Here is a 17,671-nt window from a genome sequence, read left to right as displayed (position 1 = left end):
AGTGCATGAAACAACGCACTAGAACAGGGTAGAGAACGGCACCTGATAGGTCGGCTTACAGGGTTATCAACTAAGGTGCGAACCCAGCACAGCCGCTCAACTGCTTACATTCGCGCAGCAGGCGATCGTAGTTATCTCTCAGAGTGCGTTCCTGAGTATCGCATCGTGTAGCTAATGCCTGCATCTGAAGGGCGACCGACTGCAGATAGGTGGCGCCTGCAAGGTTGTTGTTGGCAGAGCCGCCACGAGACTCCAGCTCCTTGGCTTGAGCTTGACATTCCCGTCTGCCGTTTGCAATCGCCATGTCGGCATCAGGAACCGCACGATTTTCAAGTTCGATTTTCCAGCGTTCGCGCTGGCTCGCGTCCGTGCGAGCGTTGATACGGTCTGCCTCTGACGCGGGCTTGCCCATGCTTGCCGGGACGTCGCTCGACATAGCAGGCGCTTGCCCACTCGCTGGGCGAACATCCAGCTTGTCACCTCCTGCGCACGGTGCCTGTTGAATAACAACGCGCCCGTTGGCATTGGGGCACTTATAGACTTGAGAGAACGCGGGTGCTGCAAACAAAGATGCAGCTATGAGGGTGAGTGTTTTCATGCATGTCCTTTCATGCGCGTCGATGAATGCGTTATAGACCTTGCACGGCCATTTGGTGTGACGACACATTCAGATAGTACTTTCGAATTATCGGCTAGCCGCTTCAACCCTCAGTGCAGTGCTTGAACAGTGCTGCTCCGTCACGTATCGCAGGCCAGCCGTATCCATCCTGATGCGAAGGAAAAACGAGTGAAACGACAGTGCATCAGACCTTTAAAAATCTGTCCCAGCGTATCACTGAGCTACTTGAGGAACGCGTCGTAACTGGTCTTCAGAATCAGCGCACTCACCACAAAAATAAACACCCCCCGCACAAACCCGGCTCCATGCTTCAGCGCCAAACGAGTGCCAATCAAACTGCCCACCACGTTAGCTGCTGCCATCATGAGCCCAATATGCCACCAAATGTGCCCTTTTGACGCGAAAAGTGCGATAGCGGAGATATTGGTGGCGACGTTGAGCAGCTTGGCTGACGCCGAGGCGTTGAGAAAGTCGTAGCCCAGAAACCGCACAAACAGAAAGATGAAGAAACTGCCGGTGCCGGGGCCAAAGAATCCGTCGTACCAACCGATCACGGCACCAATGCCGCAGGCAATGGCAGTTTCACGCCCCTGGGTATGACGCGGGGCATGGGTGTGGCCCAAGTCCTTCTTGGCCAGTGTGTAGAGCAGCACGGCCAGAAGGATCACCGGGAGCAACTGGCGGAGGAAGTCCGGGTTGATCAGAGTGACATGCCATGCACCCAGAAACGCGCCAATCAACGCGGCTCCCGCTGCTGGCAAAAGCACTGGCCAGCGCAGCTGAACGCGGCGGCTGTATTGGAGGGTAGCCATACTGGTGCCCCAAACCGATGCACTCTTGTTGGTGCCAAAGAGTGTGGCGGGTGCAGCGTTTGGAAACGTAGCGAAAAGCGCCGGCACCAGAATCAATCCGCCGCCTCCCACGATCGAGTCCACCAACCCGGCCAAAAGAGAAGCCAGGGTTACGATCAGCAGTTCCATGAGAGCACAATGAATAGTTGAGGCGAATCTTCAGCCTGAGGCGCTCATACTGCATCCAACAGGCACGCTGTGCCATTTCGAGGCAAGATGCGGGCCGATCATAGCGGTTTGTGGGAATTTCGTGGCGCCAGCGATCGCAAGCCCGCGTAGCGGGTTCCTGCAAGTCAGCGCGAGATACCGGCTAAACAAAGACGATGCTAGCTAACCACTAGACTTTTAACCCCACAACACAGATCGCATGGAAATAGATGCAGATTGGAATCCTGTGTTGAAAAATCGAGGCATTTCGGTGGCGCGGGCCGCCCCCGCTGCGTACAGAAGTGGAAGGTAATGTTCATGCGTAGGATGAGACATCCGAGCCACCTGCCCCAACTTCTGAAAATGCGCCAGTGCATCTAACTGGCCTTTCTTGATCTGGTCTTGGACCAGCGTGTCGAATTCAGCCGCCCAGTCATAGGTTTCGTTCTGGGCCGCACCGCGGCGAGTCACCCGTAGGTTGTGAACAATGTTGCCGCTGCCCACAATGAGCACCCCGCGATCGCGCAGCTTTTGCAGTTGCTGGCCCAAGAGGTAGTGATCTTGAGGCGAGCGGTCGTAGTCCATGCTGAGTTGAACCACCGGGATGTCCGCGAGCGGAAACATGGGCTTTAACGCCGACCAAGTGCCGTGATCCAGCCCCCATTCATGCTCATCTACGTCTAAAGCCCGACCATTGCCAGGCGCACGCAGTTCTCTGGCCAACGCCTTGGCAACCTCAGGAGCACCCGGTGCGGAATACTGCTGGTCGAACAAGGCCTGGGGAAATCCACCGAAATCATGAATGGTGCGCGGTTGCGCCATGCCTGTCAGCTGCCAACTGCCGCGGGTGAGCCAGTGGGCAGATATGCACAGGATCATTTGGGGGCGCTCGGATCGCCTGAGCAATTCGGCTCCCAAGCTCTGCCAGCTCCGTCGCCAGTGGTTGTCCTCGATGGCATTCATGGGGCTTCCATGGCCTACAAACAGCACCGGCATGCGCGTGGACGGTTTCAGCGACTGCAGCACCGTGGCTGCGAGGGACCCAAACGGAGCCAGGGACAAGCCGGCCCATCCCATGAGGGCTGTTAACGACGTTCTACGCTGCATAAGAAGGGGGTCGAGTGGGTGCCGAGTCAATAGCCAGGACTGAGCTGGATACTGAGAACGAAGTTCCGTTGATTCGGGGGTTTACCCTTAATTTTAAGGGAGAGGCGGCGCAGCGGACAAAAAAAAGGACGCCGGATAGGGCGTCCTTTGTGAGCCATTGCATGGCATTCTTTTGATTTGATGTTCTTGTTGGTCTGGCTAGTCTCCTCGGCCCTTCGGCATCACTGTGCTGACTGTGATGCCCGAATGCAGTGACTGTAACCGCGCACTGCCATTCTCCGTATTGGGACTTTCCCCGAACAAAATTGGTGCAAGGCACCTTTTTGGTTCAAAACCAGACCGAGTGAGTAGTCTTTACCCTTACTTTGACTTGTCGTGTTCCAGTTGGGGCAACATCGAGCCTTCTCCGAGTTGCAACAGGCCAGCTTTCGCGTAAACGGCCAGTTTGCCCCGTGTGTCGATGATGTCGAGATTGCGCATGGTCAACTGGCCAATACGGTCTTGTGGAGTGAAGGGGGCATTGGCCACCTTTTCCATGGACAGTCGCTCAGGAGCGTAGGTGAGGTTGGACGATTCCGTATTGAGCAGGCTGTAATCATTGCCGCGGCGCAGCTCCAGGGTGACTTCACCGGTGATCGCACGGGCAACCCACCGCTGGGCGGTCTCGCGCAGCATGATGGCTTGCGGGTCGAACCAGCGCCCCTGGTAGAGCAGGCGGCCCAGCTTGAGGCCGTTCATGCGGTATTGCTCAATGGTGTCTTCGTTGTGAATACCAGATACCAGTCGCTCATAAGCGATGTGCAACAGCGCCATGCCAGGGGCTTCATAGATGCCACGGCTCTTGGCTTCAATGATGCGGTTCTCAATCTGGTCGCACATCCCTAAGCCATGGCGGCCGCCAATGCGGTTGGCTTCCAGGAACATCTCAACCGGGTCAGCGAAGTCCCGACCGTTGAGCGCCACTGGAATACCCTCTTCAAAGCGAACGCGAACCTCCTCGGCCTTGACGTCCACCTCTGGTTTCCAGAACGCCACGCCCATGATGGGGTTCACGATGCGGATACCGCTGGACAGCTCTTCCAGATCCTTGGCTTCGTGCGTAGCGCCCAACATGTTTGAATCTGTCGAATACGCCTTTTCTGTCGACATCTTGTAGCCAAAACCGGCCTTCTGCATGAATTCGGACATTTCCTTGCGTCCGCCCAACTCATCAATAAAGCGTTGGTCCAGCCAGGGTTTGTAGATCTGCAGCGACGGATTGGCCAAAAGACCATAGCGATAGAACCGCTCTATGTCATTGCCCTTGAATGTGCTTCCATCTCCCCAGATATTGACATCATCTTCTTTCATCGCGTTGACCAGCATGGTGCCAGTCACGGCGCGGCCGAGAGGTGTCGTGTTGAAGTAGGTCGCGCCACCGCTGCGAATATGGAAGGCACCACATTGCAAAGCCGCGATTCCTTCATTGGCCAATTGAGTCCGGCAATCCACCAGACGAGCATTCTCAGCGCCATATTCCATGGCCTTGCGGGGAATGGCGTCGTAGTCTTCTTCATCTGGTTGGCCCAGATTGGCGGTGTATGCGTAAGGCACAGCGCCTTTCTGGCGCATCCACAACAACGCGGCACTGGTGTCCAGGCCGCCCGAGAAGGCTATGCCGACTTTCTGGCCGGCAGGAAGAGATTGCAAGATCGTGGAAGACATGGCTCACATTCAATGAAAAGGGGGGTCGCCGAAAAGGCGGACAACCGATATTGTCGGTGCATTCTCTTCGCAGCTATTGCAGGCAAGAGATGTGCGCATTCCTGTACAGCGCAAGTCGCAGTCACAGCACTCGTTGCACCCAGCGACGTTCGGGAGAGCCGACCTCGCGCAAGTGGGGTCCGGAAAATAGTTCACTGATGCGCGCGCAGGCCAACACAGGAGGCGGGCAAGGACTGCGCCGCCCCACTCCAAACAATCAACCGCAGATGATCGACACCGTCTTGGTATTCAAATAGGCCTCAAGTGCTTCTGGCCCACCTTCAGACCCATAGCCGGAATCCTTGACGCCGCCGAACGGCAGTTCAGCCGAAGGCGCTGCAGGTTGATTCACCCACAACATGCCCACTTCCACACCGTGCGAAAGCTGGTGCGCGTTCTTCAGCGAGCGCGTGAAGGCATAAGCAGACAAGCCCCATGGCAGACGATTGGCTTCCTTGATGGCGTCGGCCAGGTCGTCAAACCCACGGACCGCAGCGATAGGGCCGAAGGGCTCCTGGTTGAAGATGTCGGCGTCCAGTGGAACGTCTGTGAGCACTGTAGGGGCAAAAAAGTTGCCTGTGGTCCCAATGCGCTCGCCTCCGGTGACCACCTTGGCGCCCTTGGCTGCCGCGTTTTCGGTCAGTCTCACCATGGTGGCCAGGCCGCGATCATTGGCCATAGGACCCATCTGAATGCCTTTTTCCATCCCGTTGCCGACCTTGAGGCCCTTGGCCAGAGCGGCAAATGCGTCCACGAAGTCAGCTTTGACTTTGTTGTGGACCAGGTAACGGGTAGGAGAAATGCAGACCTGGCCAGCGTTACGGAACTTCGCTGCGCCAATGGCTTTCACTGCCAGCTCGAGATCGGCGTCGTCGCAGACGATGACGGGCGCATGGCCGCCCAATTCCATGGTCGCGCGCTTCATATGCAGGCCAGCCATGGCAGCCAGTTGCTTGCCAACCGGGGTAGAGCCCGTGAATGTGATCTTGCGAATCACGGGGTGCGGAATCAGGTATTCCGAAATTTCAGCCGGTACGCCGTAGACCAGTCCGAGCACACCGGCAGGCAGGCCAGCGTCACTGAAGGCGCGAATGAGTTCAGCGGGGGAGGCCGGTGTTTCCTCAGGGCCCTTCACCAGGATGGAGCAACCCGTCGCCAGTGCAGCAGATACCTTGCGCACCACCTGGTTGATAGGAAAGTTCCAGGGAGTGAAGGCCGCGACCGGGCCTACGGGCTCTTTCAGCACGCGTTGGTCAGCCGCCAGATTGCGTGGAGGCACGATACGGCCATACACGCGACGGCCTTCTTCTGCGAACCATTCGATGATGTCCGCTGCCGCGAGGGCTTCGATCTTCGCTTCCACCAGCGGTTTGCCCTGTTCTTGAGTCATGACCGCTGCGATGGCTTCTGCGCGCTCGCGCATCAGGCCTGCAGCACGCCGCATGATGGCTGAGCGCTCGTGCGCAGGGGTATTGCGCCAGGTAGCAAAGCCTCGTTCTGCTGCGGCCAGGGCGCGGTCCAGATCAGGTTTGCGTGCATGTGCCAGGCGGCCGATTTCCTGACCTGTGGCAGGGTTGAGTACGGCCAATGTTTCTCCGGCGGCGGCGTCGCACCATTGGTTGTCGATGAACAGCTGGGTATTCGGATAGGTCATTGAGATGGCTTGGATGGTTGGAGAAATAGGGCGGTGATGTTGGCAGCGACAGCGTGGCGCGCCATTGCCGGTGTTCACAAGGATTTGTTCAGGAAGTCGCCTGTGCCTCAGACACAGAACGCAACCTCATATGTTAGAGCTTTTGGCGGAAACCGGCTCAATGACGTGCCTGTATCCACTTGGCGGCCTTTTCGGCCATCATGAGGGTCGGGCTGTTCGTATTGCCGCTGGTGATCAAAGGCATCGCTCCAGCGTCGACCACACGCAAGCCTGCGATGACGCCGCCTGCCCCGTCGCGCACCTGAAGGCGCGGAGTGAGAACGGCCATGGGATCCCCGTCTTTTCCCATCGTGGTTGTGCCCACGGGGTGAAAGATCGTGCTGGCAATATCTCCTGCCAGGCGGGCCAGCTCTTCGTCAGTTTGGTACTGCACTCCAGGTTTGAACTCCTCCGGGCAATAACGTGCCATGGCAGGCTGGGAGACGATGCGGCGAGTCACGCGCAAACTGTCGGCCGCCACCTGGCGATCTTCTTGCGTGGAAAGGTAGTTGGGTGCAATGGCGGGAGCATCCTCAAAGCGCGGGCTTTTGATGTTCACTGTTCCGCGGCTGGTCGGGTTCAGATTGCACACACTGGCCGTAATGGCCGGGAAGCTGTGCAGGGGTTCCCCGAATGCGTCCAGGCTGAGCGGCTGCACGTGGTATTCGATGTTGGGCCATTCAAAGGCGGCTGAAGAGCGGGTGAACGCACCCAACTGGCTCGGGGCCATGCTCATGGGCCCAGAGCGGCGCCACAAGTACTCCATGCCTATCTTGCCCTTGCCCCACAGCGTGCTGGCAAGCTGGTTCAGTGTCTTGCCGCCCTTGATCTTATAGACGCTGCGGATCTGCAGATGGTCCTGCAAGTTAGCGCCCACGCCTGGCAAGTCCGCCTTTACTTCAATGCCATGCTGACGCAGAAGACCTGCCGGACCAATGCCCGACAGCTGCAGGATCTGCGGCGATCCAATGCTCCCGGCGCTCAGGATCAATTCCCCTCCGGGCTCCAGAAGGACCTGGGTCAGACCCGCGTCCGTCATGACTTCTGCACCGGAGCACTGCAAAGCGCCGCCTGCGCTGCGCTCCAGAAGCAATCGTGCCACCTGGGCGCCGGTCCAAAGTTCGAAGTTCGGTCGTCCGTAGCAGGTTGGACGAAGAAACGCCTTGGCGGCATTCCAGCGCAAACCGCCTTTCTGATTGACCTCGAAGTAACCTACGCCCTCGTTGGAGCCACGGTTGAAGTCATCCGTCGCAGGAACCCCGGCTTCCTGCGCTGCGGCGGCAAAGGCATCCAGCACGTCCCAGCGCAGGCGCTGTTTGTCTACCCGCCATTCGCCTCCGTGGCCGTGCAGGCCAGCGAATTCCGAAGTAGGGACAGGCATACCCTTTCCAGCTTTGTCGAGCCTGTGATGGTCCTCGTGCGCCTTGAAGTCCGGCAGGCAGTTTTCCCAGCGCCAGGCGTCTTCACCCGTGAGCTGTGCCCACTGGTCGTAGTCGCGTGACTGGCCCCGCATATAGATCATGCCGTTGATCGAACTGCTTCCGCCCAGTACCTTCCCACGCGGATAGCGCAACGAGCGTCCATTTAAACCGGCTGCGGGCTCGGTCTGGTAGAGCCAATCCGTGCGCGGGTTCCCGATGCAGTACAGGTAGCCCACCGGGATATGTATCCAGTGATAGTCGTCCTTGCGGCCGGCCTCAATCAATAGTACGCGCTTGGATTTGTCGCGCGAAAGTCGGTTGGCAAGCAGGCAGCCGGCAGTTCCGGCTCCCACGACGATGTAGTCAAAGGTTTGTTCGCTCATATGCTGGCAGGTGCTGCGCCAGATCATAGGCGAGAAGGGGCATTTGCGATGAAAGCATTTGGGTGGCACCTGGTAGCCAGCTGGTTGCTGGGTCTCATTCTCTGTAACTGCATCGCCCCGTCCGTAATCCATCAGTAACTCAGACCTCCCAGGAGGCAGCGGCAAAACGTGCGGCTTCCAACTACCGAAAAATCAATTTAAATAACTCTTAAGATTTAATTTAATACAAAGGGTTAACCCTGTTTTGTAATTTTTAAGTAATACCAATACTCGTTGATCTGTGTCACTTCAGGAGCGGTATGCTATTTTTGCTTTCCTGTCTATGCGGCAATAACTCCAGCGCGTCGTCCGAGCGGCCATCGCTCACCCCACGGGCTCCAGATACCTCGGGATCTCCCGCCCCTCAGAGTCAGCTCAGTCGGGCTAAAAGTGCCGCCATTGGTCAGACTGGGGTGAGCGACGGCTTGTACCAGGATCGGCAGCAATCCGCTCCAGACTTCGGAGAGTCTCCCAGGGCGGAATCCAGCTTTATGGATATGTCAGTGGTGGTCATTCCTGAAGGTGAGTTTTCTGAAGACGAGCTTTCTGAAAGCGACGCTTCCTCGATTTCCCAGACTGCTCCGCACAGGAAGGCCGTGACGTTCAACCGCAAAGCCGCGGTGCGCGAATTCGAGGGTATGCGCTGGGAGGGTGGAATTTCTTCGGGTGATGTTCAATCCGCGCCGGACCACGTGGCTCTGGGCAGGGACAGCATAGAAGCTGGTGCCATCGCATGCAGAAAGTTCATGGCGTCCGCTAGACATTGGGTGGACGTCTTGGAGTCAAAGAAAAGTCAAGAGAGGGCTCTCTCGGATGCAGGCGCGCAGCCGACCACTCCACTGGCGCGGGCGCGTGAAACGCCAGTGCCGGAAATGGGTGTAGAGGGATTCTTGAGCTTGCAAGCTTTGCTTGACGTCATCGAAGACTCCAGTCCCGTCATGACAGCACGGCGAATATTTGCGGATGCCCGATCGCAGGTTTCTGAAGGCGAGGGCACCGCTGATCGAGGTCCGATTCCGGCCATGGAGTTCTTGTGCGAAGAACTGTTCGATCTCGTGGAGGCCATGTTTGATTTGAAGGAAACCCTGGACTATCTGAGACAGGAAGGAACCCAACACCCGCATCAAAAGGTAGTCGAACGATTGGTCAATCGAATCGTGACAAATGAAGGCCTGGGCGAAGTGGATGGCGTTGAAGCTCCTCACTTTCCCCAAGCGCCCATCGTGAGCATGAGCGTCGTTGATGATCCGAAACGCGTGGGCGACTCGGTACAGGCTCAGAGTTGGGTTTCGTTCGCCGGAGATGAGACCACGGTCTCACATTCACTGGCGCCCATTCTCATCTGGGGGGAATTTCTGGCAGGACTGGGCGACCTCGCAGTTCAGATCGCTGAAGGGGCTGCACCATCGGAGGTGCCTGAAGACACGTGGGTGAAAGTGCTTCGGAACTGAGGGTGTTCTGCATCAAAAACGCCCAGGTTCTGGAGCGTCTTGGGCCCACTGAGCCTGTGTCGATGGCAGCCCGGGTGGAACCTGAGGGGCGGGCTTGTTACTCATGGAAGTGAGGGGTGTACAGCGCCTGTTGGCGCATGGCAGCTGAGGGCTGTGCGCCATATTTTGATCCATGAGGTTTTCATGTCTGACCGCCGCATTTCAGAGTTCAACGCACCTCCTGTCCAAACGTCCACAAGCGAATTGGACGCTTCATCCAAGGGGGGCACTGAAGAACGAGTCTCCGTAGGCTCGGGAGAGGATCGCCAGTCCCTTGTCGAGGGAAGAACAGACTCCCGGCAATGGGTGAGTTTGTTGACGGACTCACTCATTACAGCGCTTGGCCATTTTATTTCCCTTGTGATCTCCCCTGTGACGTCTTTCCTGATCGCAAGGGCGGTGGATAAGGCGATAGAACGGGGTGATCTGCACGCTTTGGTGGCTTTGGTCAACGAGGGGGCCAGCGCGCGCAAGGCGGGCATTGGTGCTTTGCTGATTGCGGCAAGGGATGGCAATGCAGTGCAGACGGAAAAATGGTTATCGCTGATGAAGCGAGCGGGAGTTGACCTCAATTCCGAGATCACTCCGGAAGGCACTTATCTGTTGAACGAAGCGCTGATGCGAGCAGTGCAGGCGAATCAACTCGACGTGGTTTGCCATGTGATCGATGAATTCAGTTCGGCGACAGGGCCTCTAGAGAGCCAACGTCTGCTTGGCCTGATGACCTGGGCGATTTCCCAGTCCGGCGAAATGAACTCGAAAATCGACAAGCGATTGGGAGAAGCCAGAGGTGCTTTCAAGAAGCTGCCGAGCACTCTGGCGCGAGGTCCTCACGAAGATGCCAAGGGCGCGAAATCCCTTGCCGACCGGGAGGAAATGCGGGCTTGTTCCGAAACAATCCGAGAGCTGAAAACCGAACGTGAATACGCCAGAAAAATAGCAGGCAAGCTGGTGGAAAAATTCCAGTCACTGGGCCTGGACCTGACAAAGAATATGCAGGGTAGAACTCTGATCGGCCTGGCGACGGATGTGGGATCGCCTGGCATGCTGGGCGCCTTGGTAACGAAAATAACCAGGGCGGCAGGGTCAGAAAGCCTCGAAGGTCGGAAAAAGACCTTCACGCATGTGACCATCGAGTGGGAAAACGCCATCAAAAGGGCTGAGGCCAGAGCTAACGCCAAAAAGAATGCTGCCCTGAAAGGCCATTGGGTCGACGCTCGTCATATTCCTTCGAAAAATGTGGAGACGCTGACCCGTGCGATCCTTGGGCTCCAGGAAGCCTGGAAGCTCGATCAACGAACCAGCGTCGCAAGCATGCTTTCTCTAAAAGCAATTCCTGATGCATTGCACTACGAGGGCAAGCTCTCCATAGCCAACGGACTGATCAAGGCGGGCATCAGCGTTTCGGCCGACGATAGAAAGAACCTGAAAAATTGGCTACCTGCCGCGGCGTTTCATAGTGCGGAAGGCCTCATCGATTTTTGTGTGGAGCGAGATTTGACCGGCTTGCTGGACCTGTTTGCGAAGGACGCCATGGCTGACGATGGCCTCGCTGAGAAAATTCTTGAGAGGCTGTGGCCTGAGGTGGATATCCAGAACACCAAAGCCTTGCGAGACCTTGCCAAGGCAGAGGGGCTCTTGAGCATAACAGCGTTGCTCTCACAAAGAGTTCAAACGCAAGCGTTTGCGAGTGTGGATTAACCACTTCACGGGCGCTTCTAGACAATGAATTGATCTTCGAAGCTATTCATGGAAATTAAATGGGAATTCCATGGAACTTTGTGATCCCAAAGTGTTGCTAATCAAGGTGGGTTTCTTCGGTTTGTTTGAGAAAAAGAATACCTTGGAAATCATTTTGTGGATTGATCCAGGAGTTTTATGCTGTTTCCATTCTCATGGTTTGGTCGACCTAAAGAAATTGGCTTGAAGAGTCCGACCGTTAAGACGCCGGCAGGCTCGCAGCACCCTGTCCGCGTGGGGCGCAACCAACTGGGCCAGACATTGAAGGCGGGAAAGGTGCAATCCGTTCAAGACCTCGAATGCCAGCTTGAGAAAGAGTTGCCCAAGTTACTTCTGCGAAGTCCTTCGCAGGAGTATTCGTTGGATTCTTCCTATGAAGACTCGGTTGTGTCGTCGCGCGGCACCGGCAGTTTTTCCGTATCTTCCAAAACGTCGACTGCGATTTCTCCCAAGAAGTCAGTCACTTTCAACAAAGAGATCGAAGTTCATGTGTTCGAAAGGGCGGAGACGCCCCACTCCGGACAGGTCGCGCCAGCGGTTCGCGACCTGGAAGCGCACATGCGGACTTCGAGAAGTCGTGTTTGGTCCATGAAACATTGGGCGGATGTGCTCTCCTCGAGCGGTGTCAAGGAAGGCGCTCGGGGTGTGAAACAGATGCAGGCGCTGATCCAGGAATTGGAAGATTCACCTTTTGTGACCAGGGCGCGCGAGCTGTTTGATGAGGCCCGAAGCTTGAGTGCTTCATCCGCGCGCAATCCTCTGTCAGACCTGCCCTTGGCTCCGGGACTGGTTTTTGACTCAGAAGATCTGATTGAACTGGAGATTACTTTTCTCGAAATGCGAGATCTTTGGGCGCAGTTGAAGCCAGAGCGTTCTCAGCTCGAAAAACAAGTGAACTCGTTGAAAATCAACGCCAGACAGGCTATGTCCGCGACTAAAGGGACCGAAGGTGCTTATGAGCAGCGTGCCTTGCATCCAATAGAGCTTGTTGATGATCCATTGCTGGGCACTCTGCAGCAAGGCGCATCGACACACTTGTCGTCGAGCGGCGAAGAAACCGTAGTTACCAGCTTGCTGGCCCCGGTATTGATGTGGGGCGAATTCCTGGCGGCGCTTGACTATGCGAAAGGAAGCCGCTCCGGCGAAATTCCGCGAAATATGGAAGTGGTTGCTCTGCGCAGCTCCTACTAAGGCGTGTCATCAATTAAAACCCCCACACGCTGACTCGCGTTGGGGCGTGTCAACACACTCCAGGAATTCACTGCCTTTCCATGAGTTGACTCCAAGCCGTGAGGGGTTTTTGAGAGGATTCCCCACGGTCGCGAGTGGACTCAAGTCCAGGCGGTGGTCATCAGAGGTTGATCACAGCTTGTCTTGTGTGCGGTTCAGAAAATCCGACGCATCATGGCGTTCATGCAACTGGCTTGAGGCCGGACCCGATGTGCGATTGACCATGCGACCGCGCGCTACAGCAGGCCGATCGGCTATTTCATTGGCCCATCGCAGGACATGGGTGTATTGCTGCACCTGCAGAAACTCGCCCGCTTCGTAGAGTTGTCCTTTCACCAGCGCGCCGTACCAGGGCCACACCGCGATGTCTGCAATCGAATATTCGTCACCCGCCAGGTAGCGGCTTTGGGCAAGGCGCCGGTCCAGCACATCGAGTTGACGCTTGACTTCCATGGCGTAACGGTCGATGGCGTACTCGATTTTTAGCGGCGCATAGGCGTAAAAGTGACCAAATCCGCCACCCAGGAAGGGCGCGCTGCCCATCTGCCAAAACAACCATGAGAGGCATTCGGCTCGCGTGGCGGGGTCCGAAGGAAGGAATGCGTCGCCAAACTTCTGGGCCAGGTACATCAAGATAGCGCCTGACTCGAAAACCCGCTGGGGCTGCGGACCGCTGCGATCAAGCAACGCAGGGATCTTGGAGTTCGGGTTGATGGCCACGAAGCCACTGCCGAACTGATCTCCTTCGTTGATGCGGATCAGCCATGCGTCGTATTCAGCACCGTGATGGCCAAGCTCGAGCAACTCCTCCAGCATCACTGTCACCTTGATTCCATTGGGCGTGCCCAGGGAGTACAGCTGCAGGGGGTGCTTCCCTACCGGCAGAGCCTTGTCATGCGTGGCGCCCGCCACAGGGCGATTGATGTTGGCAAACCGCCCTTCACTGGACTTCTTCCAGGACCAGATCGCAGGGGGCGTATAGGGCATTTCGGGCTTCATGAAGTTCTCCTAACTGATGGTGGACGTGGTTGGCAATGGGCCTGCCGAGAGACTTTTCAGGGGCTTGGGTAGAACTCTAAGGGTTTTCCCGTTACTCATGAAGGGCTATCTGCCGATGGCCTTTTTTGTCTACGGTTCATTTCAAAGCATTTCTCCAATGCCACCTCCAGGTGCTACAAAACAGCGGTGTTTCCGCTGCGCTGCCTCATCAGCTCCATCCTGTGCCAGCCATCAGCGTTAGAAAGATCTGGATCTGCCCGGTGTCGACCGAAACTTTGAAGTCATCGTTCTTAAAGGGGCGCCCTCGCCAGAGGCGGAGCCTCCAAGCTGGACCGAGTGGATCACTCAGATGTTCAGTTGGGCGTAAGCGCCCGGGACGTGAGGGGTTTTGCTGAGGCTCCCGAGGGCTATTTCACGGGCAGGAAGGCCAGCAATGGCGCTGCCACGATGCCCTGCACATACCCGATGGCGGCTCGCCGATAACGCTCCGTTGTATAGGTCGCGAGCATATCGAGTCGGCCGATGATCTTGCCGAATTCCCGCTCGAAGCTCAAGTTATGGCTGTCGGGGGTCAATTCGTTGGCAAGCAGCAAGGGCTGGCCTCGCGCGTCGCGGCGGGTGTTCAGGATCCAGAGGGCCGTCTCCATATTGCGGGCTGCGTTATAGATATGTTGCGGATCCACGGAGTCCAGATAATAAAACTCTCGCTTGCCACCGTGCGAAGTGATGATGGTGTCCGAGCAGGCGAAGATGAAAGCGGCTACGCGATCACCCTGGAATTCCGGCGTCAGCGCAGACGAAAGCGCGGCTACGTCACGCTTGCCAGCTAACGGCAGCCAGGCTTGCTGGGACTGAATAGCGGCATCCAGTTGCGCCAGAGCGGCTTCGCGCGAGGCTGCGGACTTACGCCATTCCGCAGGGTTTCGCCGGTAAAGCTTGTCTGCCAGCAGCATGAGGCTTTGATGATTGGCGCGCATACCCGCATTGGCGACGCGATTGCCCTCACTCTGCAGCAGTTCCGCACCACCGAATTCCTGGCCTCGCACTTCCCCTCGTTCGATGTGCGCATCACTTGCGCAACCCGTCGCGGCCAGCGCCAGAGCAAGAGAAAGGGCCGCGCATGCGGCCCTTGGAAACTGCGTGCCCGTCGGCACGCCCATTGCGCAAGGATCAGGCTGGAACAGACACCTGTTCGCCCTTGGCTCCGCTGGCACCGGCAGAACCTTTGCCGGATGAAGCGCTGTCAACATCTGATGTACCGAACGTGATTTCACCGGACAACTGGCCTCCTTCTTCGATCACGATCTTGCCATAGCGGATCTTGCCGGTCACTTTGCCGGTGGCAAAAATCACCAATTTTTGGCGAACCACGAGGTTTCCGTCGAACACGCCGCGCACTTCTGCCACGTCAATCTCTGCCGAACCCTTGAATGCGCCTTGTTCGGCGATCTGAATCACGCGCGAATTCATGGTGGCTTCGACGGTGCCTTCTACCACCAGGGTGTCGCAATCGGTGATTTCGACGCCTTTGAGCTTGATATTCGGTCCAACAGTCAGCTTGGCGCCGCTTTCGGCCGCAGGGGCTGCTGTCGCCGCCGCGGCTGGAGCGTTGGTGGCAGAAGCGGAAAATGGTTGAGCAGCGGAAACACCGCTGGCAGAGCCCAGAGAACTTGTGCCGCCAAGCGAGTTGCTGGCGGGGCTACGGGGGTTCAGCGGCTCAGAGTCGCGCTTACCGAAAAAAGGTCCTTGAAGTGCCATGCTTTATTCCTTGTGACAACCGGTCAATGCTAACGGCACATCGTGCTACAGGTGCGCACAAGAGGAAAGAAACGTAACCAACCGGTGCACTATTGCAGCGTAAATTACTCTCTTTTCCGCTTCCTCCGGGGCCTTGTCCGACATAAGGGTATTCAGTTCAAGCGTTACCATTCGCCCTATCATCCCGGCGCGGCGAGAACCATCCTGCCGAAGTTACATGCCAGCGGTTGCTGGTGGTTTCCGATATTTGCTTTTCTTTTCCTTTATTTCCTATCTGCCCTTTTGTCCCCTTTCCCTCCCTTTTTCCCATTTGCATGAGCTTGCAAGTCTTCTTAAGTATCGACCCCAGCACTGGCACGCGTTGTGCATGCCATTGCGCGGGCGCTAGAGTGAGAATGCTCACATCGCATGCGCTTTCGCCGAATGGCTCCTGCGCTCCTGCTCGCGCCCTCCAGCACGCCTGTTAAAGCCTATGGACGACATTACGCCTAGTTTGCGCCAGGAAGAGCAGTCCTCGGGTCGGACGATCGTCTTACTCGGGGGAGACTGGACGGCCGCGCAACTGGCTTCTGCCAGCGTCTGGCGGATGGTGAAGTCCCATCTGGCGGGACTCAAGGGCGGTCAGGACTGGGACCTGCGGCAGGTGGGTGCGCTCGATCATCTGGGAGCGCTGACCCTTTGGAATCATTGGGGTAGACAGTGGCCCACCCATATGGAGGCCAATCCAAGCCAGCGCGCTTTGCTGGAGCGGGTGGCCTCCTACCCGTTCGTGCCGGCCGCGTCTGGCCGTCGCAGCTTTAGCCAACGCGTGGATGAATTCGGTCTGGGAGTGGAGTCCGCCCTCGCGCAGATGCGCGACTTCGTCGTGCTCATGGGTCAGTTACTGCTGGATATCCTGCGTCTGGTGGCCGCACCTCACAAAGGCCCCTGGCGTGATTTTTCCGGTCACCTTTTTAGAATTGGCGCTCAGGCCCTGCCCATCACGGCGTTGGTAGGATTTTTGATTGGTGTCGTGCTGGCCTATCTGATGAGTCAGATTCTGCGCCAGTTCGGCGCAGAAGCGTTCATAGTCAATATTCTAGGATTGGCCCTCATCCGGGAGCTGGGGCCGCTATTGGCGGCGGTGTTGATCGCTGGCCGTTCCGGCTCTGCCATCACAGCACAGATCGGGGTGATGCGCGTCACGGAAGAGTTGGATGCGATGCGTGTGCTGGGCATTCCCGCCGGGTTTCGGCTGGTGCTGCCCCGTGCGTTGGCATTGGCCATTGTGATGCCATTGATCAGCGTATGGACATCCATGGCAGCACTGCTCGGGGGAATGCTGGCGGCAGACATCACACTGGGCATTACACCCAGCTTCTTCTTTGAGGCTCTGCCCAAGGCTGTACCTATTGCCAACCTGACGCTGGCCTCTGCCAAAGCATTGGTTTTCGGAGTTTCTATCGCGCTCATCGGATGCCATTACGGCCTGCGCGTGAAGCCCAACACGGAAAGCCTGGGGCAGGGGACGACGGCCTCGGTGGTGGCATCCATTACCGCGGTGATCCTCATCGATGCGCTGTTTGCCGTGCTGTTCAAGAAGGTGGGCATGTGATGGCCCCAGACACCCTGGTTTCCGAAAAAGGTCTCACCCAGCTTGAGTCCGTGATCGAGGTGCGTGGCCTGTGGAGCGCGTTTCCGATTCCAGGTGGTGGGCAAGTAGTTGTTCACAAAGACCTGGATCTCACCGTGAATCGGGGTGAAGTGCTGACGCTTGTAGGCGGCTCCGGCACGGGCAAGACGGTTTTGCTGCGTCAGATGTTGGGACTTAACACGCCCGCTAAAGGCACGGTGACGGTGCTGGGCCGTCCGGTGGCTGAACTGGCGGGGCCGGGCGCCGCCGCGCGCGTCGGCATGCTGTTTCAGCAGGGCGCTTTGTTTTCGGCGTTCAATGTGCTTGACAACATTGCGTTTCCTTTGCGTGAAGCCAAGGCGCTGCCAGAAGAGTTGGTTCGCGAAGCCGCCCTGCTGAAGCTGCAAATGGTCGGATTGAAGCCGACCGACGCGCACAAGATGCCAGCGGAGCTTTCAGGGGGCATGATCAAGCGGGTAGCCCTGGCACGTGCGCTGGTCATGGACCCGCCGCTGCTGATGCTTGACGAACCCACGGCCGGGCTCGATCCCGACAGCTCTGATGCCTTCTGCGACCTCTTGCAGTCGTTGCACCAGGAACTGGGCTTGACCGTGGTGATGGTCACACACGATCTGGACACACTTTTTGCGTTATCGACACGGGTGGCGGTGCTGGCCGAACAGCGCGTCATCATCGCTGCCTCTGTGGAGGAGGTGCTCGCTTTCGATCATCCCTTCATTCATCATTTCTTCCTGGGCGAACGAGGCTTGCGCGCAATGGAAATGCTGCGCGACCGTAAAACTGCCGCGCCCCGGAACGAGCTAGCGAAAGGACAATAA

General features: G+C 57.3%; 14 protein-coding genes. 5 read left to right on the top strand and 9 right to left on the bottom strand.

What is annotated here, in order from left to right:
* Positions 1–70 precede the first annotated feature (70 nt).
* The 6 genes from ABIE13_RS15365 to ABIE13_RS15340 all read right to left on the bottom strand — a co-directional run bounded on the left by ABIE13_RS15365 (position 71) and on the right by ABIE13_RS15340 (position 7,964).
* On the bottom strand, positions 71–598 hold the full coding sequence (locus ABIE13_RS15365; protein WP_354444943.1) for a DUF4124 domain-containing protein: 528 nt from the start codon (positions 596–598) through the stop codon (positions 71–73).
* Positions 599–840: 242 nt separating this feature from the next.
* The gene (locus tag ABIE13_RS15360) at positions 841–1,599 is read right to left on the bottom strand and encodes a sulfite exporter TauE/SafE family protein (RefSeq protein WP_354444941.1); all 759 of its coding nucleotides are present in this window, start codon (positions 1,597–1,599) and stop codon (positions 841–843) included.
* Positions 1,600–1,815: 216 nt separating this feature from the next.
* Positions 1,816–2,724 (bottom strand): 4,5-DOPA dioxygenase extradiol, encoded by a 909-nt coding sequence (gene ygiD, locus ABIE13_RS15355; RefSeq protein ID WP_436278424.1) that lies wholly within the window; start codon positions 2,722–2,724, stop codon positions 1,816–1,818.
* 360 nt (positions 2,725–3,084) lie between these two features.
* Positions 3,085–4,428, bottom strand: coding sequence for an argininosuccinate synthase (argG, locus tag ABIE13_RS15350; protein WP_354444939.1), 1,344 nt, complete (start codon positions 4,426–4,428; stop codon positions 3,085–3,087).
* A 256-nt stretch (positions 4,429–4,684) separates the two neighbouring features.
* Positions 4,685–6,121, bottom strand: a complete 1,437-nt coding sequence (locus tag ABIE13_RS15345) for an NAD-dependent succinate-semialdehyde dehydrogenase (protein WP_354444937.1) — start codon at positions 6,119–6,121, stop codon at positions 4,685–4,687.
* A 157-nt stretch (positions 6,122–6,278) separates the two neighbouring features.
* Complete coding sequence (locus ABIE13_RS15340; RefSeq protein WP_354444936.1) at positions 6,279–7,964, bottom strand: GMC family oxidoreductase; 1,686 nt, start codon at positions 7,962–7,964, stop codon at positions 6,279–6,281.
* Positions 7,965–8,263: 299 nt separating this feature from the next.
* Here ABIE13_RS15340 and ABIE13_RS15335 point away from each other — a divergent pair, with 299 nt between their 5' ends.
* From ABIE13_RS15335 to ABIE13_RS15325, 3 genes are all read left to right on the top strand, one after another.
* On the top strand, positions 8,264–9,454 hold the full coding sequence (locus tag ABIE13_RS15335; RefSeq protein WP_354444934.1) for a hypothetical protein: 1,191 nt from the start codon (positions 8,264–8,266) through the stop codon (positions 9,452–9,454).
* Positions 9,455–9,637: 183 nt separating this feature from the next.
* Positions 9,638–11,194 carry a hypothetical protein gene (locus tag ABIE13_RS15330; RefSeq protein ID WP_354444932.1) on the top strand — a complete coding sequence of 519 codons (1,557 nt, stop codon included), beginning with the start codon at positions 9,638–9,640 and terminating at the stop codon, positions 11,192–11,194.
* Positions 11,195–11,887: 693 nt separating this feature from the next.
* Positions 11,888–12,424 (top strand): hypothetical protein, encoded by a 537-nt coding sequence (locus ABIE13_RS15325; RefSeq protein WP_354444930.1) that lies wholly within the window; start codon positions 11,888–11,890, stop codon positions 12,422–12,424.
* Positions 12,425–12,595: 171 nt separating this feature from the next.
* Here the strand turns inward: ABIE13_RS15325 and yghU are convergent, their stop codons facing one another.
* The 3 genes from yghU to ABIE13_RS15310 all read right to left on the bottom strand — a co-directional run bounded on the left by yghU (position 12,596) and on the right by ABIE13_RS15310 (position 15,220).
* Positions 12,596–13,462 (bottom strand): glutathione-dependent disulfide-bond oxidoreductase, encoded by an 867-nt coding sequence (yghU, locus tag ABIE13_RS15320; RefSeq protein ID WP_354444929.1) that lies wholly within the window; start codon positions 13,460–13,462, stop codon positions 12,596–12,598.
* 407 nt (positions 13,463–13,869) lie between these two features.
* Positions 13,870–14,622 carry a hypothetical protein gene (locus ABIE13_RS15315; RefSeq protein ID WP_354444927.1) on the bottom strand — a complete coding sequence of 251 codons (753 nt, stop codon included), beginning with the start codon at positions 14,620–14,622 and terminating at the stop codon, positions 13,870–13,872.
* Positions 14,623–14,632: 10 nt separating this feature from the next.
* Positions 14,633–15,220, bottom strand: a complete 588-nt coding sequence (locus ABIE13_RS15310; protein ID WP_354444925.1) for a bactofilin family protein — start codon at positions 15,218–15,220, stop codon at positions 14,633–14,635.
* Between the two features lie 472 nt (positions 15,221–15,692).
* Between ABIE13_RS15310 and ABIE13_RS15305 the strand changes: the two genes are divergently transcribed.
* Both ABIE13_RS15305 and ABIE13_RS15300 read left to right on the top strand, forming a co-directional pair.
* A complete protein-coding gene (locus ABIE13_RS15305; protein ID WP_354444923.1) occupies positions 15,693–16,814 on the top strand; it encodes an MlaE family ABC transporter permease in 1,122 nt (373 codons plus the stop codon).
* On the top strand, positions 16,814–17,671 hold the full coding sequence (locus tag ABIE13_RS15300; RefSeq protein WP_354444922.1) for an ABC transporter ATP-binding protein: 858 nt from the start codon (positions 16,814–16,816) through the stop codon (positions 17,669–17,671). Before ABIE13_RS15305 ends, ABIE13_RS15300 begins: the two co-directional genes overlap by 1 nt.

It is taken from the genome of Ottowia thiooxydans, assembly GCF_040548795.1.
GTDB classification, from domain to species: Bacteria; Pseudomonadota; Gammaproteobacteria; order Burkholderiales; family Burkholderiaceae_C; genus Ottowia; species Ottowia thiooxydans_A.
This window is presented reverse-complemented; position numbering and strand designations above follow the sequence as displayed.